We start from the raw sequence: 24,193 nt of genomic DNA on the forward strand, positions 1-24,193 counted from the left end.
TATGGGTATCATCAACAATAGGGCACTAAAAGCGGTAGGTGAAGCGGGCATAGAAGTCGGCAATCTGACGGCTTTGGTCAGAGGTTGAAGGCCGGTACAAATCCGTGCGGTACCGGATTCGCCATTCAAAATTCAGGGTATCGGACAGGATAAACCGGTGACGAAACTCGGCCATGGTTGTGTTCCCGCTGAAACTCGATGAAACCAGCCAATGCGGCTCGGTTTCCCCGTAAAGGACGCCGAACAGATGTCCGGGCAGCACTTCGTTGGCATAGGCGGAAACCTGCCAGCTCACGGCTGCCCCGGTAATGAAGCTGCGGTCATTGCGGATACCGGGTGTCACCGTTTCGATCCCGGGCGCGTTGGGCACGACACCCAGCTCAGTGCCGGCCCAAAACTCCCCGGACCGGGTTTGGACGGGCAGCCGAAGCATGGCCCGAGCTGTAACCGCCGTATAGTTTTGAAGCGAACCGTCTTCGGGAATCACATTTGATGTGTGTGAAATACTCAGCTCCCGCTGCACCCAAAGGCCGCTCGTGTTGCGGTGCTCGGCATTGAAAAACCAGGACAGGCGTGCGGCATCATCCTGAAAGTTCATGGGTGACCTGCCGGCGTGCGTAGAACCACGGCTGCCATTATGACTCACAACCCCGTGCAGCCGCCAGTCCCGATGGGCATCCCAGCGGAGCCACAGGCCATCGGTATGACCAATGCTCAGGTTGGCCCCGTAGTACCGGTCCATGCCCTTAGGGATGAAACCGGCGAGCGGGTAGCGGGCCTGAAAGCGTCCGGCGCGCAGGTGCAGGCTTGGGGTGAGATTAAAAGCCGCGAACAGCTCGTCAAAGGTTGCGGTGCCTGCGGGGTAGCTGCCGCTTCCGGGTGTATGGTCTTCAAAAATGAAGCGGAAGTTGTTCTGATTGGAAGCAACCCGAACAGCAAGCCGGGTTTGCAGCCAGAAATCAGGGGTCACATCCAGCCGGCTGCCCAGGTGCAGCCGCGCATTAAGCGCAGATACGGTCCCCGAGCTGCCATCGCGTTCCGTTGTTTCAACATGGGTGAAAACCGGCCGAAAAGCGCCGTAAAAGTGCAGCTCAGGGCTGAACGAAGTCCCCGCACTGCCGCTGTTTACACCGAAAAATGAGCCTGAAGCCTGCCCTGTTTGCGCATGTAGCGGAAAAAGCCCGGATAAAGCTAAAGTAAAGGTCAGGAAGAATAAAGCTCTTGAAAGCATGATAGCACTAAACCGTTAAGCCGATGGGTAAATCAGATATTTGAATGCCAATATAAGAAACTGACAGCTATAGTGCTCAGATTGCCAAGATTCAGGCTTAAGGGCTTTCAAAGCATGAACAGTCCCGTACTCTTTGTATGACGCGAAATAAGTCACAGGATTCATTTTCGGGTGTTAACACTTTTTATTTGGGCAATCACAAACATGCCCGGAAAAAATACAGGGCATAAAAAAAGCCGCCCCTGCAAAAGCAGAAGCGGCCGGAGATTGAAGCTGAGTGTAAACCTTATTCAGGGTTTACGTTCTCAGCCTGAAGTCCTTTGGCGCTTTCGGTTACATTCATAGTAACGTACTGACCTTCTTTAAGGGTTTTGAAACCGGGAAGGTTAATAGCACTGTGATGTACAAAGACATCCGGGCCGTTTTCTTGTTCGATAAATCCAAAGCCTTTATCATCGTTAAACCATTTAACGCGGCCGGATACTTGTTCTGCTGACATAATTACTGAAATTTTGTTGTAAAATATAACGGATACAATCTTGCGCCATACTTTGTACATCCATACAACTTAAGCGTATCAAAATTGCTTACCTAATTTACCCTTATTACAAGCCAAAACAAAAAGTATTTCTGTACGGGCTGTAAACCCCGCCAAAAACGGCTCTTAGCGCAATGTAAGGCCGGAATTCAATTAAAATTCATGGTGCTGACTGTTTAGGTAAAGCCACTTTGCCGCCGTAATGTGCGAACGTAAGCCGCGGCAGGGCGTCTAAAGGGGCGTAATGAAACAACATCCATCCCCATCCTTCAACAGGAGTAATGCTATGAATTACTACAAGATTTTAACCAGCGCAATAGCCGCAGCCTTGTTAATACTTGGTTTTGCAGACCTTCAGGCACAGCAGCGCGGTCAGATGAGTAACCGTGCCGCTGACCTGCACACCATGGCACTTGTATACGGCAATGAAATAAACCTTACGGAACAGCAGCAGGCCGAGATTGCCCGTATCCGGGTTGATTTCCGTCGCACCATGCAGCAGCAGCGACGGGAGTTCGCCGGACGTCAGCGCGGTTCCAACCGTCAGGCACAAGCCGGTAACCGGGCAGCACTTGCAGAAAACCGTGCAGACCTGCACGCACAGATCGACGCCGTTCTCACACAAGATCAGCGCGATCAGCTTGCCCAAATCCGCGACGAACGCATTCAAAGCCGGGAAGCGCAGCGGGACCTCATGCGAACCGCCTATATCGAAGTCGTAGCGGAAGACCTTGGCTTCAGCGAAGAGACAACCCGTCAGCTTACGGAAGTGCATGCGAACTTCCGCGAAGAAATGGCTCCTGTGCGGGAAGCCATGCAGCGTAGCATGCGCACGCAGGCTGAAGCCGGTGAAGAAAGACAGCAGCGGCAGCGGCTTCAGGTACACCGCGAACAGCTTAACGAGCAGATTCGTGAAATCCTGACCGAAGAAGAGTTTGCGCTGTGGACCGAAGAATGGAATCAGCTCATGCCGCAAAACCGGCAGGACATGCGGGGACGCGACAGCCGCGGTAACAATCAGGACCGTCCGAACCGAAGAAACAACCGCTAAAACCCGTCAGGGCGCGGTAAATCAGCCATCAACAGCGTCCGCCCTTGTTTTTCGACCCGACTGTTTTGTATTGTGTAACATGTAGCATAACCCGCATTATTCACCAAGAAATTTTCTTGCTGGCAAGGCGAAGCTGAAAACTCATGCTCAGGGTACTTAGGTACCCTTCCGCTGAGTTTTCAGCTTCAACGCCGCCAGCGGGGAAATTTCGCAGTCTTTACACCACACTCAAATTTGGGCTACCAGTTCTTCTTGCTAAGACAAATTTAAACAAACACTTAGCAAATAAATCCTGTTTAATTGTGAATAATGCGGGTTAAGCTGAAAAAGCCGGTGCTTTATTAAAAGCACCGGTATTTTTTCAGCCTTGTTCCCGAAACCTTCGTCCATCCAACCCATAACCGCTTCCTTTCGTGTTCGCGCAAAAAAGCCCGCAGCAGCAGCTTGATGAACAGCTCGAAGAGCTGTACCCCCGCATTGAGCGGTCCGTGCGCGTATACACGCTGGGCAGCGGGATAGACGCAGCGGACCTCACGCAGGAAGTTTTCCTCAAAGCGGTCCGCAGCATAGACAGCTTTACGGAAGATTCGGCGCTTTACACCTGGCTCTTCCGCATTGCACGCAACACCAGCATTGACGCCCTCCGCCGGCTGCGCACGCGCCGCCGTTATCAGGCCGACAGCGAAATGGACGAAACCCGCTTCGGGTTTGATGACGATACCGATACCATCGACAGCAGGGAATCGGTCAGGATGGTGCAGCAGGCCATCGCGCAGCTTGAACCCGACTATCGCGACCTCATCGTAATGCGTGAAATGGAAGGCCTCTCCATAGCTGAAATTGCAGAAATTGCCGATCTCAAAGAAGGTACCGTCAAAAGCCGGCTCTTCCGGGCGCGGCTCATGCTCAAAGAATTGTTAACCAAAGCCGGATATGAACATGACACGTGAACAACTCGAAGCCCTGATGTTCGACTGCCTCGAAGGCGACGTCAGCCCGCAGCAGCGGCAGCAGCTGGAACAGGCGCTCGAAGCCCATCCCGACCTCAAAGCCGACTGGGAATCCGCGCAGCAGATGGCGCCTCCGGCAGCCCTGTTATCGGCCGCGATTCCCGTCAGGGACGCCAATCCGGCACAGCTTCAGGAAATTCGCACGGCGCTCGGTACGGAGTTCACAGCTGTCGTCATTTCCTGGTTTCCCAAATATATGGCCGCCGCCGCCGCGCTCATCATTGTACTCGCGGGCGCATGGCTGATGTCGCCGCAATCCTATGAATTCGGCGAAGATCAGATCACCGACTGGGTTTATCAGCAGGATGAGCGGCAGCATTTCCATCAGCAGCAGCTGATGGCCTCTGAGTTTCCGTTTTACTTCACACCGCAACAGCAAGACCAATATGAGTAATACAACCCTTAAAGCGGCTCTCTCTTTCCTGGGCCTTTTTGTCGCCGGTCTGGTGAGCGGCTATTTTATCGCGGTCGTTACCGGCGCCTCCGGAACACCTTCACCCGAAACGCCCCCCGCAGTTCAAACGGAACCGGACTTCCGCGGCTATGATGGTCCGCAGGGGGAAGGGTTGCAGCGCAGAATACGCGAAATGCAGGATCACATGACCGAACACCTGCAGCTCACGGAAGCACAGCAGCAGCCCCTTTTCGAAATTATTCGCCTTAACCACAGCGAACGCCGCAATCTCATGCAGCAAAGCCGTCAGCAGTTTCGGGACGCCATGGCGGCGCACGACGCAGCTTTTCATTATGAGCTTGCAACCGTGCTCGATCAGCAGCAGCTTGCCGTCTGGGACTCTCTCTACTCCCGGGAAGCACAGCTCAGAAGGCAGCAGCAGCGCGGTACAGGTCCGGCTTCCGAAAGCGGACGCGAACGTGGCGGCCCAGGCCGAAATTAGAAATCGCGCTTAACCCGCATTATTCACCAAGAAATTTTCTTGCTGGCAAGGCGAAGCTGAAAACTCAGCGGAAGGGTACCTAAGTACCCTGAGCATGAGTTTTCAGCTTCAACGCAGCCAGCGGGGAAATTTCGCAGTCTTTACATCGCACTCAAATTTTGGCTACCGTCATTTTTCACTAAACCAAATTTAAACATACATTTAGCAAATAAATTCCGTTTAATTGTGAATAATGCGGGTTAAACACGCGGACAAAAAACCGAATCAGCAACAGCCTTCGAAGCTGACGGATTCCGTTGGGGGAGTTTTGAAAATTAGGACAGCCGAAAAATATTTCGGTATTTTGGAGATCTCTCTTAAACAGCTAAATGCTCTTAAAGCTTTCCACCCTGACTCCTAATCCCCATGTCTGTCCGTCTTAATAAATTTATCAGTGAAGCCGGTATTTGTTCGCGCCGGCAGGCCGATCGCATGATTGAACAGGGGAAGGTGCGCGTCAACGGGCGGGTCGCGCAAATCGGGGAAGTTGTTTCATCAAATGATGACATCATGGTGAACGGCAATTTGCTTGAGCGCCGCGCTCCCCATGTTTATCTGGCCTACAACAAGCCGGTTGGGGTCACCACCACCACCGACCGCACGGATCCCGATAACATCATTAAAGCGCTCGGATATCACGGCGGACGCGTATTTCCCGTCGGGCGCCTTGATAAGGATTCAGAAGGGCTCATCCTGTTCACCAACGACGGCGATATCGTGAACAAAATTCTGAGAGCGAGCAACAAGCACGACAAAGAATACATCGTTTCGGTCGATAAACCGATTACGCCTGATTTTGTGCATCAGATGGGCGAAGGCGTTTCCATTCTTGGGGTAATGACCCGCCGCTGCGAAGTTGAGAAAATCAATACGAATACGTTTCGCATTGTGCTGAATCAGGGCCTGAACAGGCAGATTCGCCGGATGTGCGAAGTCCTGGGCTATGCCGTAACGCGTCTGCAGCGCGTCCGGATCATGCACCTGACGCTGAGCGGGATTGAAACCGGAAGCTGGCGCTTTCTTACCGACACCGAAACCGCAGCGCTTTTAAAAGCCGTTGAAGGCTCAAGAAAAGAGCCGGCTCCGCGCCGGGCCCGAAAGCGGAGTGCTTCACGGAATGCTAAGGCCGGCAGCGCACATAAAAGCGAAGGGGAAGCCGGTTCCAAAACCGGCAAAGGTAGTTCAAAAGGGGGCAGAAAAGCGTCATCGGGCAGCAGCCGCAAGTCTGGTAAACCGAAGCCCGGCACCGGTTCGGGCAAACGGAAGGGCACTGCGGATAAGGGCAAAAACAGCCGCACGGGAAAATCTGCCCGTTCCGGAAAAAGGTAACCGGAAGAAGCCGGGACGCGGGAATCCATTAGCCTGCGAACCCCCGGAATCCGTCATGCGCCTGACTGAAGCGTCAGGCTTCCGCTGATTCTTCTGCCATTTTCCGCATTTTCTGGCACTCGCATTTGGTGCCGTAGTTCACGCAAAGTTCGTGATCGGGGGGCGTGGAAAAGCGGGCTTTGCAGCAGGCGCGCCCGTGATGAATCATGAGATGGCTGAGGTCGGTCCAGTTTTCGCGGGGGAAGAGCGCCATGAGGTCGCGCTCGATTTTGTCCGGGTTGCTGTGCTTGCTCAGGCCGAAGCGGTTCGAAAACCGGCGCACGTGCGTATCCACAACTACCCCGACATTGATTCCGAAGGCGTTGCCAAGTACTACGTTCGCGGTCTTGCGGGCCGCGCCCCGCATCGTGAGCAGCTCATCCATGGTCTGCGGCACTTCGCCCCCGAACTGATCGCGCACGGTGATGGCTGTTTCTTTGATGGATTTGGCCTTGTTCCGGTAAAAGCCGGTGGGGCGTACCGCTTCTTCAAGCGCTTCAAGGCTGGCTTCGGCGAAGGAATCGACGGTCGGGAAATCGCGGAACAGTTTTTCGGTGACCATGTTCACCCGGACATCGGTGCACTGCGCGCTGAGGATGGTGGCGATCAGCAGCTCGAAGGGGTTGCTGTAATTGAGCTCGCAGTGCGGGTTGGGGTAATATTCGTAGAGCTTGCTGAGGATGACGAGCGCGCGCTCTTTCTGTGCTTTGGATTTGCGCGGCAGCTTCATCCCGCGCTTGGAAGTAGGGTCTTCAGGGATGACGGGTTTTTGGGGTGCGGGCATGTGGAGGGAAACAGGAGTTGAGAAAAATCGGATGGATGATACTTAATATACCGCTACTTCGCTTTTTAAAATTTCATCTCGTAATGCGGGCTTTATGGCACTGTACTCTACGAGATCGACTTTCATCCCAAGGACATCTTCCAGCTCGTGTTTAATTCTGATGAATTCCAGCAGGCTGATTTTTCTTTCGATTTTGACAAGAAGGTCAAGGTCGTGAATCACAGATTCCCTGCGCGCAGCAGACCCAAAAATACCGGCCTTACGAATACCGTATTTTTCCAGAATGGGCTTAATGTAGGTCTTTATTTGCTCGAGGTCGTGCATACGATCAGGATTTGCGCATTTCGTGAAACAGGGTCAAGTTGATTATTCATCAGTTTCAAATTAAGGCTTTTCCGCAATCCCCAAAAACGCCCAACTTACCGGCGCCCGATCGGGCTGTTGCGGCGCTCGAGACGGTCGAAGCCGGGCAGGGCCTGGAAGAGGCTTCGCATTTGGGAGTCGTTGACCCGCAGCGAGAACAGGAAGAACTTGAAGTCGCCGAAGGGGTTCCATTCAAAGCTCATCGACCAGCAGTGCAGGTTGCGGTCAACACCGAAGCGGGATGGCGTGAGGTCGCGTTGGATGAAGTCGTAGCCCAGCGAAGTCCGTATACGCCAGCCGTCGGTGAGCTGTATCATGATGTTGTCGGCGTTGAGCACCGCTGAGCGTACCTGATTGTTGAAGTTCACAAAACGCCAGGAGTAGGTGAAGCGCAGTGAAGCCGACCAGGGCACGCGGAAATCCGGCACCGGTTCCTGATTAAATCCGGGGTCTATGCCCCGGAACATGGTCTGATCGAAGGCGTCGTAGAACCGCGGATAGTACATGGGGCCGGGACGAATACTCGGACCGCCACGCGCCCCCCCGCCCCCGCTCACCGTTGTGCTTGCGTTGATGTTGTAGCGGGTGAGCCGGGCAACGCGCCCGCTGTTTTCCCAGATGTACTCGTTGATGGCGATCCCGAGGGAATCCTGCGCATAGAAGTTGAAGGAGGCGCCGGCATTGATCCGGATGTTCTGCAGGATGTTGGAAGAAAACGTGAGGTTGAGCTCGCTCAGCCGGAATTGCTCGGCAGCAAAGTTGTAGCTCAGGGAGGCGTTGAGGTTGTCAACCAGCCGGAGGTTGCGTTCGCTGCGCTCGCCGAGGCTGTCGCGGCGCACCTGTTTGGTTTCCAGCACGTTGGCCAGGGAGAAGCTGATGGCCCGCTGTTCCCCCGCACCCGGTCCGCCCAGTACGCCCCGCTCAAAAATGGAGTAGCGCCGGGTGTTGCCCAGGGTGTCGGTTTCAACTTCCCGGAAGTATCCCCAGAAATCGGAGGAAAAATCAGGCTGATAGGTGAAGGTGACGGAGGGGCGCATGGTATGACGAAAGCGCTCGAAGCTGCCGATCCGCGCTTCCGAAATCCCGAAAATGGCGGTGTTGAAGCTCAGCGAAGTGTTGAAGGTCCGCGCGGCTGCAAAGCCCTGTTCAATGCGGTCTTCTACCTGATTGGTTTCCGGGTTGAAGGTTTTCCGAACCGTATCCGGGTACCAGAATTCGTTGAGCCGACCTCTTGCGGTCACGTTCAGGAACTCACTTGTGGTGAGCTGACTCGTGAGCTCTGCGCGCTGTGTGAGGCCGTAGCGTACGTGACCGATCTCGCCGGTAGCTTCCCGGAATTTGGAGGGAGAAAACAGGGCTTCAAACCAGTTGATGTCAGAAATCGGTTCGCCCTGCCCGTCGCGCAGCGGGGTGAAGTTGAATCGGGATGAGAATTGCCCGCCGTACGAAAGGCTGAGGGTGTCATACCAGCGCTGATCGCCCCCGGAGCGCCGCCGTTCAAAGGGGTTGAACCGCCGGAAGCTGTAGTTTGCATTTGGTCCCTGAAACTGCACCTGATTGGTGGCAAAGTTCTGCGATTGCTGCATGGAAACCCCGAAGGTGTAAAGTCCTTCCGGGTGCCTGAAGTTGAAACTTGCCCGTGAGCTTGTAGAGGTCTCGGCCCGCTCACTGATGTCGTAGCTGTTCCGCCGGAAGTAGTCTGCCGTGCGCAGGTTGATGTTCGCAGAAAGGTTGGCGAAAGGATTGATGGTTTGCTGATGGTTGATTTCAAGCCGCCGGTTGATGGTACGGCTGAAGTCGGGGTCGGTGCTTTCCAGACCGCGCTCGCGGGAGTAACCGAGGCGGACCGAGCCGGAGTAACTCCCCCGCAGGGCATAGTTGGCCGTTCCGTCGGCGAAGAAGGTGCCGCTTGTGTACACGTTGGTTCGTATGCTGCCGGTGAGGTAGTCGTTGAAGTACTGAAACCAGCCCACGTTTTCAATACCGAGGCCGCGGGTCGACTGATCCTGCAGCACAAGGCTGGGTTCGAGCAGGCCGCTGCGGCGCTGTTGCAGGCGTGAGGGCAGGTAGCCGAACGGGAAAATGACCGGGTAGGGAATATCAAGCAGGTACAGCTGTGCGCCTACAAAAAAGACTTCTTCTTCATCAACCATTTTCATGCGTCTTGCCCGGATGTAGTAGTGCGGATGATCGAGGTCGCAGCTGGAGAAAATGGCGTCTTCGATAAACACAACGTGGGGCGTCGGGGCCTTAACCGCGGTCCCGGTGAGGGTGCCCTGATCTATGCCTACCCGGGCTACATCAAACTTACCTTGCTCGGTTACGAAATTGAACATGATCCGGCGGCTTGTGATTTCGTCTCCTTCCCGCGTGAGGGTTGGGATGCTGAGCGTATCGACCGGGGCGGCGAAGGGGCCCTGCCGCGTAATCCAGCGGCGGAACAGGGCGGAAGTATCCGTAGTGTCGATGGGGAGGCGCCGGGCTTCGGCTATGGCCAGGTTATTTTCGAGATCAAGGGTGATGGCGCCTGCAGACAGCTGACCGGCGGGATGGGAGACGCGGGCGTTGCCGAAGAGTTCCGCCATGCGCTGCCCGTCGAGGCGGATGATGAGCGAGTCGCGCGCGGTGAAGCTGATGGCGTCGGTGAGGCCGCCGTTTTGTCCGGCGCCGGCAGCCTGTGGGGCCGGACTTTCAGCCGGAGAGAAAGGATCGCCAAAGTCGGGGCTGATTACGGAATCGGGGCGGCCATCCGTGCTTTCAGCGGGCAGCAGGGTGTCGGGCAGCGCGGGCACAGGCGGGGCGGGCAGGGTATCGGCGGGAACAGCTTCGGTCGTATCCGGCGCAAGTGCCCAAAACCGCGAAGCCGTTTCCGGAGCCCGTTCATGGGGCGAGGCCATCAGCGCATTTCCGCTTCCGCTCCAGCTGCCACTCCAAAGTACAAACAGCAGGACGCTCAGTACCGTCAGGGGCAAAAAAAGAAGCGCTGCGGGTACAGCGCTCCGGTTGCCGTTTGCGGTGCGGAGGATAAGTTGATGGGATGCGGCCTTCATAAAGCTGCCGGGTTAATCCGGGATATTCACAGTACGGTACGGGTTGCTCTGCAAATAGCTGATGGTTTTGAAATTAGATGAAAGCAGGTTTTCTCAAAGCCAGGTGCCTTAGCTCGGTATTTGCGCCCGGAACAACCGCCGTACTTTCGGGGGACATGCTGAAGCATTGCACGGACCGCTGTGGCTTAGAGGTTCTCAAGGGCGAGGGTGCCGGCACCGAGCAGGGCCGCTTCATTGCCGAGCAGTTCTGGGATGATCTCGAAATCGGACCGGAAGGGTGGCATGAGCCGTTCCATGGCAGCCTGAAAGCAGGGCTTCAGGATGTGGTCGCCGGCCTGCGCAACACCGCCGCTGATTACAATTTTGCGGATGTCGAGGGTGTGCACGTAGTTCACGATTGCATAGCCCAGCTTGCGGCCTGCGTCGGCAAGGATGTCGATGGCAAGGGTGTTGCCGCGGTTGGCGGCTTCGCTGAGGTGACGCGGGTCGAGGGCTTCAAAATTGCCCGCATAGGTTTTGTAGAGCTCGCTCTCAGGGTGCTTGCGGATTTCATCGGCGGCGCGCTGACTCATAAACCGCTGCCCGAGGTAGGCTTCAATGGCGCCGGGAACCGTGCTGTTGCAGACCGCGCCGTCATAGTCGATGGAAATATGCCCAAGCTCGGCAGCAGCGCCGGTGGCACCGCGGAAGATTTTGTTGTTGAAAATGATGCCGCCGCCAACGCCGGTACCCAGCGTGATCATGATGAAATGCTGATAGGGCTTGCCTGACCCGTAGCGGGCGGAGCCGAGCGCCATAAGGTTGGCGTCATTTTCCACCAGCGCATTAAAGCCGGTGTGTTTTCTGATTTCTTCGGCCAGCGGCACAACGTACCAGCCTTTGAGGTTGGGCGGGTTATGAACCGAGCGGCGGTCTAAGCTGATCATGCCCGGCGCGCCTATGCCGACGCCCGTAATGTCGCCTTCAGCGTCGTCAGAGACTTCTTTGATGAGTTTGGCCATGCGGTCGAGTGTTGCTTCGAGACCGTCGTCGGCTTGTGTGGGAATGGATACCTGTTTTAAAACACCTTTTTCGGGATGGACAATGCCAGCCTTCATATTCGTGCCGCCAAGGTCGAAGCCAATGGATACGTTCATAAAAACTATACTTTCTGATGGATAAAAAAAGACTCAGGACTGCCGCTTAGGGTTTGCTGCGAAATTCGTAAATCACTTCACCGGGCCTGCGCATGCCGTAGGCTTCGCGGGCGAGGCGCTCAAATCTGGCCGGATCGGTTTCGAGGGCCTGAATTTGCTGTTCAACTTTTCTGGTTTCTTCCTGCAATTGCTCAATTTGCTGCCTGAGGTCGCTGTGCTGTTTGTGCAGCTGATAGCGGGTAAGCAGGCTGTGATCATCAAAGAAACTGAACCAAATGAGCAGGAATCCGATAAAAAGCAACGTCAGGTAGCGAAAATTCCAGTATTGAGAATTGAAGACAGGTTTCATGAAGGGCTGATTTTACGGAAGTGTGCGGCCTTTTAAAATAGGGCTTAACCGTATATTGTGAAAGCTGTGGTTTGCGCCCCGTCCGCTCTGTCTGGCACACCTATGGTACCCGGTACCCTCTGTTTTGTTCTGTCAGGTCAGGCTCATTTTTGTACTCAGATCTGTTCGCCGGTTCATCCGCTGCGGAGGCCGGGCTGCGAAACCATCGTCCCTTAACCGCAGACAGGCAGAAAGTTCGTTATGATGAAAGATGATTTATTGATGATCGCAGAGGTGTTCCGTACCGGAAACTCCCGGCAGCGGGAGCTGTTTCGGACGCCCGCTCGGGGCGTGATGCCTTCCACCGAAACCTTACCCCCAAACCACGCGCAGCCCGGCCGTAACCGCGCTTGCGGGCGAAGGACGCTGTTCCATGCCTGTTCGCAGCTTTTGCTGTGTCTGTTGCTGATTGCCGGACTTTGGGCACCGCAGGCTTCAGCTACGGCTACGGCTGAGCGGGAAGCCGCTGCAGCGGACACATCTACGGTGGAGTGGATGCGGTTTTATTTTAACATGCCGGCTGATACAAGCCTGTCACGGAACGGCATTGCGGTGAATGACAACTATGACCTGATTGGCACGCTGACCGACCTGATTGATGCTGCCCGCTACAGTGTGGATGTGGCTGTTTATGATTTTCAGAATCCACGGGTGGGACAGGCGCTGACTGATGCGCGTGCGCGCGGACTTCGGGTGCGGGTCATTATCGATCAGGGGAATCGCGACCGCAGGCCTGATCTCACGGATCCGCTGTGGGAAATGCTACGCGAAGGGGACGTTATTGTGATGGATGACAACGGCACCGTGTACTGGTCCGATGGCCGAACGGACGTCAACCGGATACCGGGCGCAACGAGTTTTATGCACCATAAATTTGCGGTTATAGATGCCCAAAGCCCGGATCCGGATGATTTTTATACCTGGGCGGGCTCCATGAATCTGACCTACACCGGACCCTACAACACCAATGTCACCTACGTGATTAAGGACTCTGGCATTACCCAAGCGTTTGAGCTGGAGTTCAACATTATGTGGGGGAGTGATGGCGCGCTGCCCAATCCATCCCGGGCGCGTTTCAAGCGGCACAAGCCGGATGTCGGGCGACATCAGCACTGGGTGGGGGATACGCGGGTTGAGCTTTATTTTTCGCCCATGAACAGTAGCCGGACCAAGCCCAGTATCAGCGAGCGGGTGGTGGAGCTGGTGGAGGCGGCCAGCTACGATCTGGCTTTTATGGCGTTTTCCATCACGCCGGGAATCCCGATCAGTCAGGCCATCTGGGCGAGGAGTGCGCAGGCGGATGTGTCGCTGGGCGGGGTGATTGACCGTGCCTTTTTCGGGCGTTACCGTGCACAAGGGGAAATATGGACGGTGCCCGAGGCGCGGATGTTTGGCCGAAGCGTGCTGCCGGGCCGTGAGCTGCGTAAGCTGCACCATAAGACCTTGCTGATTGACGCGCTTACGGATGCAGCCGATGCCGTGCCGGTGGTGGTTACCGGCTCCTATAATTTTTCGGCCGCTGCCGAGTATGCCAATGATGAGTTTATGCTCATCATACACTGCGGGGAGGTTGCCAATCAGTTTGTGCAGGAGTTCGGGGCGGTGAAGGCCCGTGCCCGCGGGGAAGCGGAGCCGCCGGTGCCCGCGATGGACCCCGATGTGTGGTACCGCGTGGCGTCTGTAACCGACGGGCAGGTGTTTCAGGCAGAGCTTACGCCCAACTTCCGGTATCCGGTTAGCCTTATTGGCGTGGATGCGCCGCGGCTGTTCGCAGGGCCGGACAGTTCGTTTCACCATGCCGGTGCGTCATCGGCATACCTGACCCGCTTGCTGGAAGGACGGGAGGTCCGGATTCAGGGACCGTTCGGGGATGTCCCCGAGAACCGCTTCAGCCGGTTTCATGCGTATGTGACGGCGCGCGATTCGGCAGGGAATGAGATTTCCGTGAACCGTAAGATGCTTCTCAATGGCATGGCGGCCTACAGCCGGTTTAACCAACAGCACCCGGATTCAGCCGCGGCCTGGCGGGCGCTTGCGGAGAAGGCGCGGGCTGAAGGACTTAACCTTTGGGCTGAGCCCGATAAAGTGGGGCAGCGCGTTGCGCGTACGCAGGAAGATTTGGAGGCCCGCGTTCGGTCCGCCCCCGATTTTCCGATTAACCTGAATACCGCCCCGCTTGAAGAGCTGGTGTTGCTGCCCATGATTGGTCCGGCCCGCGCAGAGGCCATCATTGCGTACCGGCAGGCGAACGGCCCGTTCACTGATCTGGATGATTTGCAGCGTATTCGGGGGATTGGCCCAGGGATCGTGGAGCGTATCAGCGTTTTTGTGGTGCTGGAGTAGCACAGGTGCTTTGTTCAGGTGCTGCGAGTTTTTTGCGCCCCAAAAAAAGCAAGGGATTCAAATTATGATTTGGGAACGCTGATCTGCCACGAAAGACCGTGATGCTCACGGAGTTTTCCCCCAAAAAAATAAAACGCAGATCTTTTGAGACGCCTTGCGTCAGGCTTACGGACGGATGTTTTAAGGGCGCATAAAAAAGGCACGCACCGGGATGATGCGTGCCTGTGTAATCGGTTTAGCGCGGGTTTTGGGAGCGGAGCTCTGAGATGTGCAGCATGCCGGTGATGGATTCGCCTTGGTGGAAGGTGCCGACCCAGATGTCGTACTGACCCGAGGCCGGGTTGCTGAAGTGCAGCTGCGGGTTGAGGGTGCCGCTGTGGTCGTCGTCGTTGCAGTGCCAGCTGCCGTCGGGCGCGTTGATGATGAGGGTGGTGTCGTCGCCGGGGTTGTTGGCTTCAAAGAAGATGTTCAGGAGGCCGGTGTCGCCGCTCCAGTGCAGGCGGAGGTCGGGCGCGGTTGCGGCAAATCCGGTGCAGCCTGAGCCCAGGTTGAGGGCACGGACGCTGTTGCTGCCGCCGGCGGTTATCTGCACGCTATGCGGATCAGGAGTGAAGCCTTCCCGCAGGTTGATGGTGCCAAAATGCGGATCGGTGGTCCAGTTGAGGCCGCTGCCGGTGTGGGGCTCATCGTAGTAAAAGTCGTCTTCAAAGTCGTCGTGGAAGTAGAATTCTTCGATGTAGCCTTCGGAGATTTCAAGCTGACCGGGTGCGCGTTCGCCTTCGCGGAAGGTGCCGAGCCAGATATGGTAGCGGCCTTCCAGGGGGGTATTGAAGTTCAGGCCGGGATTCAGGTTGCCTGGGAAGACATCGTCGTTGCAGTGGTACAGCCCTTCGGGATCGCGGATGAGGATGGTGGCGTCGTCTAAGTCATCATGCGCGCGGAAGAAGAACTGCAGGGTGTGGGCTTCGCCGCTCCAGTCGAAACGGACAGCGGGTGCTTCGCCGGCATATCCTGCGCAAAGGTAGTTGGTTTCTTCTTCCAGGCTGACGGGACCACCGGCGGTGGCTTCGAGAGTATGGGGATCGGGCGTGAATCCGGTGGTGAGGCGCAGGATGGCTGCGCTGGGCCGCGCCTGAAAATGGAGGCGGGTCGGGTTTAGCTCGAAGCCCTGTTCGGCTTCAGCTGCGAAGCCCTGTTCGGCTTCAGCTGCGAAGGGATCCGTACCAGCCATTTCGAGTTCGGTAATGTGAAGCTGCCCAGAAATCAGGGGTCCGTCGTGGAAGGTGCCGACCCAGATGTCAAAACGGCCTTCGTCGGGGTTGAAGAAGGTGAGGGCGGGATCGAGGGTATTGCTGTGGGCGTCGTCGTTGCAGTACCAGCTGCCGTCGGGCGCATTGATGATGAGGGTGGTGTCGTCACCTTGCTGGTCGGGCAGAAATTTGAAGGTGAGGTAGGGCGAGGAACCGCTCCAGTGCAGCTGCGCGTCGGGATTTTGCGAAATATGCCCGACGCAGTCTCCGCCCAGGTATGAGATATCAATATCTCCGCCTGCCGTGATGCCGATTTGGTAGGGGTCCGGCGTGAAGCCTGCGCGAAGGCGGTGCGATCCGAAGTAGGGCTCGCCGTTGATCCGGGGCGCAAGGCCGTGCTGCACCGCTACATCGGTGTAGAGGTCGTTCCAGCTTGTGTGGTAATTGCCGGCTTCGGATACCGCGGCAATCATGTGTATGCTCAGAATACTGCCCAGGCGGGCACCGGTCTGTTCTTCGGTGCGGACATAGGTCGGTATGCCGATGAACAGTCCGTCGCTGTTGAGGGCGATGCCCCCGCTACTGCCCGGGGAGAATTCGGCATTGGTGCGGATAAATTCCGGAAGCCGCTGACCTTCGTATTCTTCAAACTTCAGGGATGAGATGATACCCTGCGAATACACCAGCTCGTTATCGCCTATGCCGGGAAAGGACAGGATGGAAATGCGGTCTCCCCGGTTCAGGGGCGTATCCGTTTCCACGGAGGTGAGCGGTTGCAGGGCGAGGCCGTTGCGGTGAGTGCCGCGGCGCACCTGATCTGTGCTGACCCGGTTTCCGCTCATATCGCGCACGATCTGATAGACTGCAAAATCGTATTCCATGGAGTAGTAGGAAAGGGCGGCGATGTAGGTCGGGCGTGCAGGTTCGAAGATATCGTGCAGGGTATGCACTTCGATTTCATCATGCCCCATTACGACGTGCCGGTTGGTAATGACCAGGGCGAGGTCTTCCAGGATGTGCAGGGAGCCGGAGCCGGTTGAACGGGGCGTTACGATTTGTACGGCGGCCGTCGAAGCTGCATTGATGTCAAGACCAGTGAATGAAGCGGGTGCAGACACAGACGCTCCCGATGCAGAAGCGCGTGCGGACGTTTTGGATGCCTGTGTTTGGGATGCAGCTTCCGGAGCGGTGAAGCACACCATGACGGCGGAAAGCAGCAGCAGTCGAATGAAGTCTTGCAGATGATTCATCTGTCATTATTTTTAAATGCTGAAACATGGTAAGGGGTGTAATTTAAGCATTTAGCAAAGCTCAAAGCGTGTATCTTCACACGAATGCAAAAAAAGGTTGATGCAGCCGAATAAATGCTCTCCTGCGGTGTACACTTCTGTAAAGGCAACCGATATATCACGCATTATTCACCAAGAAATTTTCTTGCTGGCAAGGCGAAGCTGAAAACTCAGAGGAAGGGTACCTAAGTACCCTGAGCATGAGTTTTCAGCTTCAACGCAGCCAGCGGGGAAATTTCGCTGCGCGGGAATCGCTGCGCTCGGTGCGCAGTCTTTTCAACACACTCAATTTTGAGCTACCTGTATTTTGCTCTAAGCCAATTATAAACATGTATTTAACAAATAAATCCTGTTAAATTGTGAATAATCCGGGATATGAAATCAGCATTGATACAAGTCAGTCCGCAGCTCGTCAGCCGCCTGAAAGCAGGCGACCGGGAAGCGTTCCGCGCAGTGGTGGAATTGCTTCGAAAGCAGGCGTACGCGCATGCGCTGATGCTCGTGCGCACGCATGAAGATGCCGCTGACCTTTCGCAGCAGGCATTTATTGCGCTATGGCAGCACCGGGGCAGGCTTGATCCGGAGCGGCCGCTGTATCCCTGGTTTTATACCGCCCTCAGGCGGCTGGGCCTGAACCGCCTGCGTGATGACGGTCGCAGACCGGAGCAGCCGGTTAGCGAAGCTGCAGGCTGGCTTACGCCCGTATCAGCTGATGCCGACCCGCAGCAGCAGCTGGAAAACAGCGAGCATGCCCGGCTTCTCGAACAGTGTCTCGGGCGGCTGAATGCAGCGGACCGCGAAATTTTGGTGCTTCGCGAGCTTGATGGCTGCAGCTATGCCGCTCTCGCAGAGCTTTTGCAGATCCCGCAGGGCACGGTCATGTCCCGCTTGTACACCGCCCGAAAAAGACTCAAAAATGAACTGGAGAAGGCAGGTTATGAATACCCCTGACGAAAAACGTGCACGCAATGAAGCGCTGATGATGGCTGCCCTCGATGGCGAACTGAGCCCTGAGCACAGCGAAGCCTTTCAGGCCTTGCTGCGCAAAGATCCGGCCTTACGTCTTGAATACGAAACCCTGAAACGAAATCAGAACCTCATGAAAAATCAAAAGCTTACCGAGCCCGTGCCGGAGTTCTGGGATACCTGGAATCAGCAGCTCTTTACCCGCATTGAGCGGGGATTTGGCTGGGTGTTGTTTACCCTGGGCGCCTTGCTGTTGCTGGGCTACACCGCATGGATTGCCCTTGAAGAAATCCTCACCGAACCGGCGCTGCCCTTCTGGGTGAAAGCGGCGGTCGTGTTACTCACCGCCGGTACCCTCATCCTGTTGGTCTCCCTTGCCCGTGAGCGCTGGTTTACCCGTAAAAATGAACGCTATAAGGATATTGTAAGATGAAAACAGTCAATACAGCTGAAATTGCAGGGTACGAAGTGACGGAAACCCTGGGCATGGTGCGCGGCAATACGATCCGCGTGCGGAACATTGGCCGCGATATTATTGCGGTACTGCGTATGCTGGTGGGCGGGGAAGTGAACGAATACACCAAAATGATGGCGGAAGCGCGGGAGCAGGCCATCGACCGCATGAAAGTCGAAGCGGAAAGCTTAGGGGCAGATGCCATTGTACAGGTGCAGTTCACAACAAGCTTCATTATGTCGGGCGCCGCAGAAATTCTGGCGTACGGCACGGCTGTGAAAATCCGGAAGAAAGCACAGCCCGACCGGAAAAAGCTTTGATTCCACGGCCTCAGGCGGTATATTTTAAGAAATTAAGCTCTTAAATATGCTCCTCTCCAAATCCTGCATTTACGGCATTCGCGCTGCCCTTTACATCGCTGCCCGTCACGAAGAAGACCGCAAGTTCGTACCCATACGGGAAGTCAGTGATAATCTTGACCTCTCTTTCCACTTTCTTACCAAAATCCTGCAGCAGCTCACGACGGCCGATATCCTCAAGTCCTACAAAGGCCCGAACGGGGGCGTCGCCTTTACGCGCAGTCCGGAGCAGATTAAAATGATTGACATCATCGGCGCCATCGACGGGTACAAGCTGTTTACGGAGTGCATTCTCGGGCTACCCGGCTGCGGAGACGGAAAGCCCTGCCCAATTCACGATAAATGGGGAGAGACCCGCGAAACCCTCAAAGTGCTCTTTGAAACAACAAGCCTGGATGAGCTCGTGAAAAAAGGAATCCGCCTCAACCTCCGTCTTTCCGACACCCACACGATGGAAGATATTTTAAAAGGACTCAAATAGGTTTCCCACACCCGAAGGGCGGGCAGCACGCACTTCTCCCCCCTGACTCCCGCTATGCAGGCAGGTTTAGCCGGGTTTATTTTTTGGGGAAAATCCCGTGAACATCAGGAGTGCAGGCGGAAGATCAAAAGTTCCCAAGCCTAAGATGAATCCCTTGCTTTTTGGGTTCCGATGCTTGTTGAATGTCCGTGACCTTTCCGCATGAACATCCTGATACATCCAAAAAAAAGCGATGGCGCCGGCAGGAATTTCTCTGCGGCGCCATCGCTTTTTTAATTTGAGTACAAGGTTTTAGCGCGTGCTGATGTCAAAGTAGATTTCAGCGCCGGGACCGGGCGGGAAGCCCAGCATGAAAATCATCACATAAAACAACGCGATCCATCCCAGCAGGAACATGATGCTGTAGGGCAACATCATGCTGATAATGGTACCGATACCGAGATTGCGGTCGTATTTGGTCGCAAAGGCGAGAATCAGGCCGAAATAGCTCATCATGGGCGTGATGATGTTGGTCACCGAATCGCCGATACGGTAGGCGGCCTGAATGACCTCAGGACTGTACCCGATAAGCATGAGCATGGGTACAAAAATCGGAGCGGTTACGGCCCACTGTGCCGATGCGGAACCCAGCATGAGATTTACAAAGCCGGATATAAAGATGAAGAAGACAAAAACCAGCGGACCGGTCAGGTTCATGGCCTCCAGGAAGTTGGCGCCATTCACTGCCAGAATTTGTCCGAGATTGGTCCAGCCGAAGTAGGCCACAAACTGCGCGGCAAAAAACACGATTACGATGTATAGGCCGAGTGTGCTCATTGATTTCGCCATGCCGTCAATAACATCGCGCTCTGAAGTGATGCTGCCGGTAATTTTCCCGAACACCACGCCCGGGATGATAAAGCCGATAAAAATAAGGGCCACAATCCCGTTCAGAAAAGGCGTGATGGTTGCGGGGAAATCGGTCACATTCGGATCAGGATTCCGCAGCACGCCCCATTCCGGAATGACCATGAGCGCCAGAACACCAAACATGGCAACAACTGAAATGAAGGTCCAGAACAGGCCTTTGCGCTCAATATCGGTGAGCGGCTCCATGCCTTCGGTAGCGTCCAGCTTTTCGGAAGCGATGGCCGGATCATAGGGGCCGAGTTTGGGTTCGACAATAGAAACCGTGACCCAGGTGCCCAGTGTCGATATCACAAATACGCTCATGAACATGAAGTAGTAGTTCACGGCAGCGTGCACCTCGTAGGTAGGATCGATCAGCTGTGCGGCCTCTTGCGTGAGTCCGGCCAGCAGCGGGTCAATGGTGCCCAGCAGCAGATTGGCGCTGTATCCGCCTGATACACCGGCAAAGGCGGCGGCCATGCCCGCAAGCGGGTGCCGGCCCAGCGAGTAAAATACAACCGCCCCGAGCGGCACCAGCACCACATAGCCCAGCTCCGATGCGGTATTGGACACAATGCCGGAAAACACAATCGCAAAGGTTACCAGAATTTTGGGCTGCAGCACGAAATAGATCGGCTTTTTGATGGCCCGCAGGATGGCGGGGTCACTGTCGCTTACGGTCGGCTGAATGCTGAGTGCCTTGAGCACGATGCCGCGGATGGCGGTTTTGATCAGGCCCGAGTGCTCGGCTACCCCAACCCCGAGTAAGGCAACGAGTACCGTACCCAGTGGGGCAAAGCCGGTAAAGTTGGTTACCAGGTTGGCAATGATGCGGCGCAGGCCTTCGGCATTCATCAGGCTTACGGCGCTGATGATGCCATCCGGGGAGCGTCCTGCCGTACCTTCGGGCCGGGGATCTTCAACCGAAAGGCTTAAAAGCTCGGCAAGTCCGCTGATGAGTATCACACCTGCGCAGAAAAGCGCAAAAAGGGTTACGGGATGGGGCAGCAGGTTACCCAGCCATTCTACCGCGTTCAGGAAACGGGTGAACCAGTTGCTTTGCTTGGCGCTGTTGCCCGCGCCGGAAGAATTGGAACCCTGATTGGAGCTCATGAGTGAGATTTAGTTTTCGGAAAAAAGGAAAAGGCCGGGCTAAGCAGGTTGTGCGGGTCGGCTGCGCTTTTTGCCTGCCGCACCGCCGAAGCCGTGCGCCGAAAGCGGTTAGGTGCAGCAAAGCAGGACAAGCCCGAAAAACCATCACCCGGAAAAAAACACAAAAAAAGCCTGCACCCGGTCAGATGCAAGCTTCGAAACTACAAAAAAAAGGTTCACAATAAAATAAAAGCGCCCTGATTTAGCTTTTCCGAATCATTTAAGCCGAATCGAATCGGAAGCCTGCAGCCAAACCGCGCGCCAGCTCTCCGTGATGGGGTTATTTTCGGCGGGCATGTCGCGGAAGCAGATGGAAAGCGCCGTAGCACCACCGGCCACATAGCGGCAGAGCAGGAGCGCGTCGCCGGCAAAATACGCCACTTCAAGACCGTCGTGACCGTGAATGCGCACATTTCTCGATTCGATTTCACCGCTTGCTTCATCAACGGGCCAAAAGCCGGTAGGTTCTCCGGCCTGACGGGCGGCGTCAAAGTTGCGGCGGATGTGCCCGGTCGCGAAACTGCGTCCGTCCAGCCTGCCGGGGTTGTCAAAAACGGTTACTTCAAAGGCAAAAGCAGGTTTGCTGAATTCGCCCCCGGTACCTGGCAAACCCAGCACCACGTCCGGTCCGGTAACCGTAAGCTTACGCCGGAAATCAGCGGTCTGACCCTGCAGGTCGAGCCTGCCGTTGGTCGGGTACTTGAAGGAAAAGCCTTCTCCCAGAAATTGCTGCATGCCGGATGTACGGGGCTCTCCGGGATGCTCCGCGGTGCAGGCTGTGAGTGAAACGCCCATAAAAAGTGCGGAAGAGATCATCAAAAGCAGCCATAAACGGTTCATCATAGGAAGAAGGATTTCGGTGAAGGGGAAGTGGAAGTTGCGGATAAATTAGGGCGAATTTTGTAATTCGTTGTTTAAACATCAAAAAGCCGGATGCCATTCACAAAAAGGGAACGGTCATCCGGCTGAGCGAAAGATGAAATGGACGAGAACAATCAAGACACAGCGGGCAGGCTTACCAAAGCATGAGCTTCATGCAGAAAACGCTGCCGCCTGATTTAATAAACTCGCTTGTGTCAACTTCAACCACCTCAAAACCGGCCTCTTTCAGCGCTTTGCTGGTTTGTTTGGCGCCTTTCTGAATGATCACATGCTTCCCGTCAGGACAGGTAGCATTACAGGCAAATTTGTCCATGGCTTCCTCTTCAGGCGCTTCAATCACATTTTTAAACAGGCTGCGGATGAGTCGCAGGCCTTCGGGCTCAAAGGCTTTCGGATAAATGAGCACGCTGTCTTCATTCAGGGCGCAGAAGCAGGTGTCAAGATGGTAAAAATGGGATTTGTGCAGCGCCAGGGTAATGACGGGTACGTTCAGGGTTTCCGAAATAAAAGTGTAGGCGTCTTTGGATGTCCGGAACCCGTGACCGCCCCAAAGCAGGCGGCGTCCCGGGTGCCAGATGGCGTCGCCCATGCCCTCAAATATGGGGATAATTTCGCCGTCAAGATGATGGCGCTCATAGTTTTGCTGATCGTACCAGTCGGCAATCAGGGGCACTTCCGGCTGACGGTAGGGTGAGTTCATAATGCTCATAATGACCTCGTGTCCGCCCTCCGGGTTGCAGTAGGGCAGGCTTTGGTTGGCGCAAAAAACCATATCAGGCAGGTTTTTACCGCCTTCCAGCTCAACAACCTCTTTGCCGGTAGCGGCAAAAGCGTCGCGAACCTGTTCCCATTGCTGCATGGCTTTTTCTTTATTGACCTTCCCGACCTGTCCTTCCATGTGCGGGTTAATCACATAATCAATAGAAAAATGCGTAGGACGCACCATGAGCACCCGACCGGGTTCAGGCAGCGTATCAAGGTCTTTCAGGCGGAACCGCAGGGTCGCCGAATGCGAAATAATGCTTGACATGAACGAATAGAATTTGGATGTAAGTAGAGAGTATAGTTTCCGGAAGCAAAGACGGGAGCGTTGACGGCCGTGGCCGTGTTTCAAAAAATCCCAAAATACGCAACCTCCGGTCTGCCGAATCAAACAGATAAAGCGCAGCTGTGTGAAGCTTCTGATACAGCTGCCGGAATCGTGCAAAGATACGTATTTTACAGCGCACTATGCAGCTTCGTCGCAACACCGCGGCTGATTCTCAAACCTTTTCAGACATTTTATTTCATGCTCACGCCACAGCTTCTCAATCAGATCAGTCCCTTTGAAATCCGTGCCCGACAAATTGTGGAAGGCTTCCTTACCGGGCTGCATAAAAGCCCCTACTACGGCTTCAGTGTGGAGTTTGCGGAGCACCGCCCGTACAACCGGGGCGACGAAATCCGGCACATCGACTGGAAGGTTTTTGGAAAATCTGAGCGCTACTTCATCAAACAGTACGAAGAAGAGACCAACCTCCGCTGTCATGTGGTGCTTGATGTGAGCAGCTCCATGCTGTTCCGCTATCACGGGGAGTGGACCAAGCTCGGGTACGGGGCACACCTTGCCGCTTCCCTCTTCTACATGATGCACAAACAGCGTGACGCCTGCGGCTTGATCACCTTTGATCAGGAACTCGGCGAAATGCTTCCCGCCAAGGCCTCCGCTTCCCATCTGCGCTTTTTGTTCAGCAAACTCGAAGCCTTCACCAAGCTCGCCCCGGAAAGCGGACTGCAGCGGAATACGGCCTCAGCTGAAGTCCTGCACGAAGTGGCCGAGCGCCTGCACCGCCGCAGCCTGGTGATCGTGATCAGCGATTTATTCGAAAACATAGGCGAGAACGAACAGCTTCTCAACGCCCTCAAGCACCTGCGTCATCGGAAGCATGAAGTTGTACTGTTTCACATGCTCGAAAAACGCAGCGAACGCGAGCTCGACTTCCCGGACGGCCGCTACCTGTTTCAGGACCTTGAGACGGGCGATGAAGTGGACCTGACCCCCTCCGAAATCCGCACGGCCTACAAAAACGAAATCGAAGCCTACACGCACGCATTCAAAATGGCCTGCAGCGAAGCACACATCGACTATGAAGAAGTAGATACCGGCGCCTCCTTCGATCTTGCGCTTCTGGCCTACCTCAACAAGCGCAAGCGACTGGGCTAACCCGCATTTCTGCGATTTGCCGGTACGCGTGTGTTTTTGGGTATTTTTTTCGGGTGATGGCTTCACAGGTCG

General features: G+C 55.4%; 22 protein-coding genes. 11 read left to right on the plus strand and 11 right to left on the minus strand.

Going from position 1 to position 24,193, the window contains the following annotated elements; genetic code table 11:
* Positions 1–25 precede the first annotated feature (25 nt).
* The gene (locus CYPRO_RS03730; RefSeq protein ID WP_114983349.1) at positions 26–1,231 is read right to left on the minus strand and encodes a hypothetical protein; all 1,206 of its coding nucleotides are present in this window, start codon (positions 1,229–1,231) and stop codon (positions 26–28) included.
* A gap of 286 nt (positions 1,232–1,517) precedes the next feature.
* Entirely contained in the window at positions 1,518–1,730 is a 213-nt protein-coding gene (locus CYPRO_RS03735; RefSeq protein WP_114985682.1) for a cold-shock protein, read from the minus strand.
* Between the two features lie 325 nt (positions 1,731–2,055).
* On the opposite strand from CYPRO_RS03735, the gene CYPRO_RS03740 reads away from it, so the two are divergent.
* From CYPRO_RS03740 to rluF, 5 genes are all read left to right on the plus strand, one after another.
* Positions 2,056–2,820 carry a Spy/CpxP family protein refolding chaperone gene (locus CYPRO_RS03740; RefSeq protein ID WP_114983350.1) on the plus strand — a complete coding sequence of 255 codons (765 nt, stop codon included), beginning with the start codon at positions 2,056–2,058 and terminating at the stop codon, positions 2,818–2,820.
* A 413-nt stretch (positions 2,821–3,233) separates the two neighbouring features.
* Positions 3,234–3,770: an RNA polymerase sigma factor gene (locus CYPRO_RS03745; protein ID WP_114983351.1), complete on the plus strand. Its 537-nt coding sequence runs from the start codon at positions 3,234–3,236 to the stop codon at positions 3,768–3,770.
* Positions 3,754–4,224, plus strand: a complete 471-nt coding sequence (locus CYPRO_RS03750) for an anti-sigma factor (RefSeq protein ID WP_124245511.1) — start codon at positions 3,754–3,756, stop codon at positions 4,222–4,224. Before CYPRO_RS03745 ends, CYPRO_RS03750 begins: the two co-directional genes overlap by 17 nt.
* On the plus strand, positions 4,217–4,726 hold the full coding sequence (locus CYPRO_RS03755; protein ID WP_114983353.1) for a hypothetical protein: 510 nt from the start codon (positions 4,217–4,219) through the stop codon (positions 4,724–4,726). The genes CYPRO_RS03750 and CYPRO_RS03755 overlap by 8 nt, the downstream gene beginning before the upstream one ends.
* Positions 4,727–5,131: 405 nt before the next feature.
* Positions 5,132–6,094 (plus strand): 23S rRNA pseudouridine(2604) synthase RluF, encoded by a 963-nt coding sequence (gene rluF / locus CYPRO_RS03760; RefSeq protein WP_114983354.1) that lies wholly within the window; start codon positions 5,132–5,134, stop codon positions 6,092–6,094.
* A 73-nt stretch (positions 6,095–6,167) separates the two neighbouring features.
* Here rluF and nth read toward each other — a convergent pair whose 3' ends face one another.
* The 5 genes from nth to CYPRO_RS03785 all read right to left on the minus strand — a co-directional run bounded on the left by nth (position 6,168) and on the right by CYPRO_RS03785 (position 11,815).
* Positions 6,168–6,917: an endonuclease III gene (gene nth / locus CYPRO_RS03765; RefSeq protein ID WP_240644824.1), complete on the minus strand. Its 750-nt coding sequence runs from the start codon at positions 6,915–6,917 to the stop codon at positions 6,168–6,170.
* A 42-nt stretch (positions 6,918–6,959) separates the two neighbouring features.
* Positions 6,960–7,241, minus strand: coding sequence for a nucleotidyltransferase family protein (locus CYPRO_RS03770; protein ID WP_114983355.1), 282 nt, complete (start codon positions 7,239–7,241; stop codon positions 6,960–6,962).
* Between the two features lie 95 nt (positions 7,242–7,336).
* Positions 7,337–10,330 (minus strand): putative LPS assembly protein LptD, encoded by a 2,994-nt coding sequence (locus CYPRO_RS03775; protein WP_114983356.1) that lies wholly within the window; start codon positions 10,328–10,330, stop codon positions 7,337–7,339.
* 185 nt (positions 10,331–10,515) lie between these two features.
* Positions 10,516–11,466: an ROK family protein gene (locus CYPRO_RS03780; protein WP_114983357.1), complete on the minus strand. Its 951-nt coding sequence runs from the start codon at positions 11,464–11,466 to the stop codon at positions 10,516–10,518.
* Positions 11,467–11,512: 46 nt separating this feature from the next.
* Entirely contained in the window at positions 11,513–11,815 is a 303-nt protein-coding gene (locus tag CYPRO_RS03785; RefSeq protein ID WP_114983358.1) for an FtsB family cell division protein, read from the minus strand.
* 240 nt (positions 11,816–12,055) lie between these two features.
* On the opposite strand from CYPRO_RS03785, the gene CYPRO_RS03790 reads away from it, so the two are divergent.
* Entirely contained in the window at positions 12,056–14,197 is a 2,142-nt protein-coding gene (locus CYPRO_RS03790; protein ID WP_114983359.1) for a phospholipase D-like domain-containing protein, read from the plus strand.
* A gap of 235 nt (positions 14,198–14,432) precedes the next feature.
* On the opposite strand, the gene CYPRO_RS03795 is transcribed toward CYPRO_RS03790, so the two are convergent.
* Complete coding sequence (locus CYPRO_RS03795; RefSeq protein WP_114983360.1) at positions 14,433–16,697, minus strand: S1 family peptidase; 2,265 nt, start codon at positions 16,695–16,697, stop codon at positions 14,433–14,435.
* 414 nt (positions 16,698–17,111) lie between these two features.
* Here CYPRO_RS03795 and CYPRO_RS03800 point away from each other — a divergent pair, with 414 nt between their 5' ends.
* The 4 genes from CYPRO_RS03800 to CYPRO_RS03815 are packed head-to-tail and all read left to right on the plus strand — an operon-like array spanning position 17,112 to position 18,996.
* Positions 17,112–17,687 (plus strand): RNA polymerase sigma factor, encoded by a 576-nt coding sequence (locus CYPRO_RS03800; protein WP_114983361.1) that lies wholly within the window; start codon positions 17,112–17,114, stop codon positions 17,685–17,687.
* Positions 17,674–18,135: an anti-sigma factor family protein gene (locus CYPRO_RS03805; RefSeq protein WP_114983362.1), complete on the plus strand. Its 462-nt coding sequence runs from the start codon at positions 17,674–17,676 to the stop codon at positions 18,133–18,135. Before CYPRO_RS03800 ends, CYPRO_RS03805 begins: the two co-directional genes overlap by 14 nt.
* On the plus strand, positions 18,132–18,476 hold the full coding sequence (locus CYPRO_RS03810) for a YbjQ family protein (RefSeq protein WP_114983363.1): 345 nt from the start codon (positions 18,132–18,134) through the stop codon (positions 18,474–18,476). The genes CYPRO_RS03805 and CYPRO_RS03810 overlap by 4 nt, the downstream gene beginning before the upstream one ends.
* A gap of 46 nt (positions 18,477–18,522) precedes the next feature.
* Entirely contained in the window at positions 18,523–18,996 is a 474-nt protein-coding gene (locus tag CYPRO_RS03815) for an RrF2 family transcriptional regulator (RefSeq protein WP_114983364.1), read from the plus strand.
* 291 nt (positions 18,997–19,287) lie between these two features.
* Here CYPRO_RS03815 and CYPRO_RS03820 read toward each other — a convergent pair whose 3' ends face one another.
* The 3 genes from CYPRO_RS03820 to CYPRO_RS03835 form a co-directional block, all read right to left on the minus strand.
* Positions 19,288–20,997 carry an AbgT family transporter gene (locus CYPRO_RS03820; protein WP_114983365.1) on the minus strand — a complete coding sequence of 570 codons (1,710 nt, stop codon included), beginning with the start codon at positions 20,995–20,997 and terminating at the stop codon, positions 19,288–19,290.
* 255 nt (positions 20,998–21,252) lie between these two features.
* On the minus strand, positions 21,253–21,879 hold the full coding sequence (locus CYPRO_RS03830; RefSeq protein ID WP_114983367.1) for a hypothetical protein: 627 nt from the start codon (positions 21,877–21,879) through the stop codon (positions 21,253–21,255).
* A 172-nt stretch (positions 21,880–22,051) separates the two neighbouring features.
* Entirely contained in the window at positions 22,052–22,948 is an 897-nt protein-coding gene (locus CYPRO_RS03835; RefSeq protein WP_114983368.1) for a dimethylarginine dimethylaminohydrolase family protein, read from the minus strand.
* Positions 22,949–23,119: 171 nt separating this feature from the next.
* Between CYPRO_RS03835 and CYPRO_RS03840 the strand changes: the two genes are divergently transcribed.
* Positions 23,120–24,121 carry a DUF58 domain-containing protein gene (locus CYPRO_RS03840; protein WP_240644825.1) on the plus strand — a complete coding sequence of 334 codons (1,002 nt, stop codon included), beginning with the start codon at positions 23,120–23,122 and terminating at the stop codon, positions 24,119–24,121.
* The last annotated feature ends 72 nt before the right edge of the window (positions 24,122–24,193 follow it).

Source organism: Cyclonatronum proteinivorum (assembly GCF_003353065.1).
In the GTDB taxonomy this organism is placed as follows: domain Bacteria; phylum Bacteroidota; class Rhodothermia; order Balneolales; family Cyclonatronaceae; genus Cyclonatronum; species Cyclonatronum proteinivorum.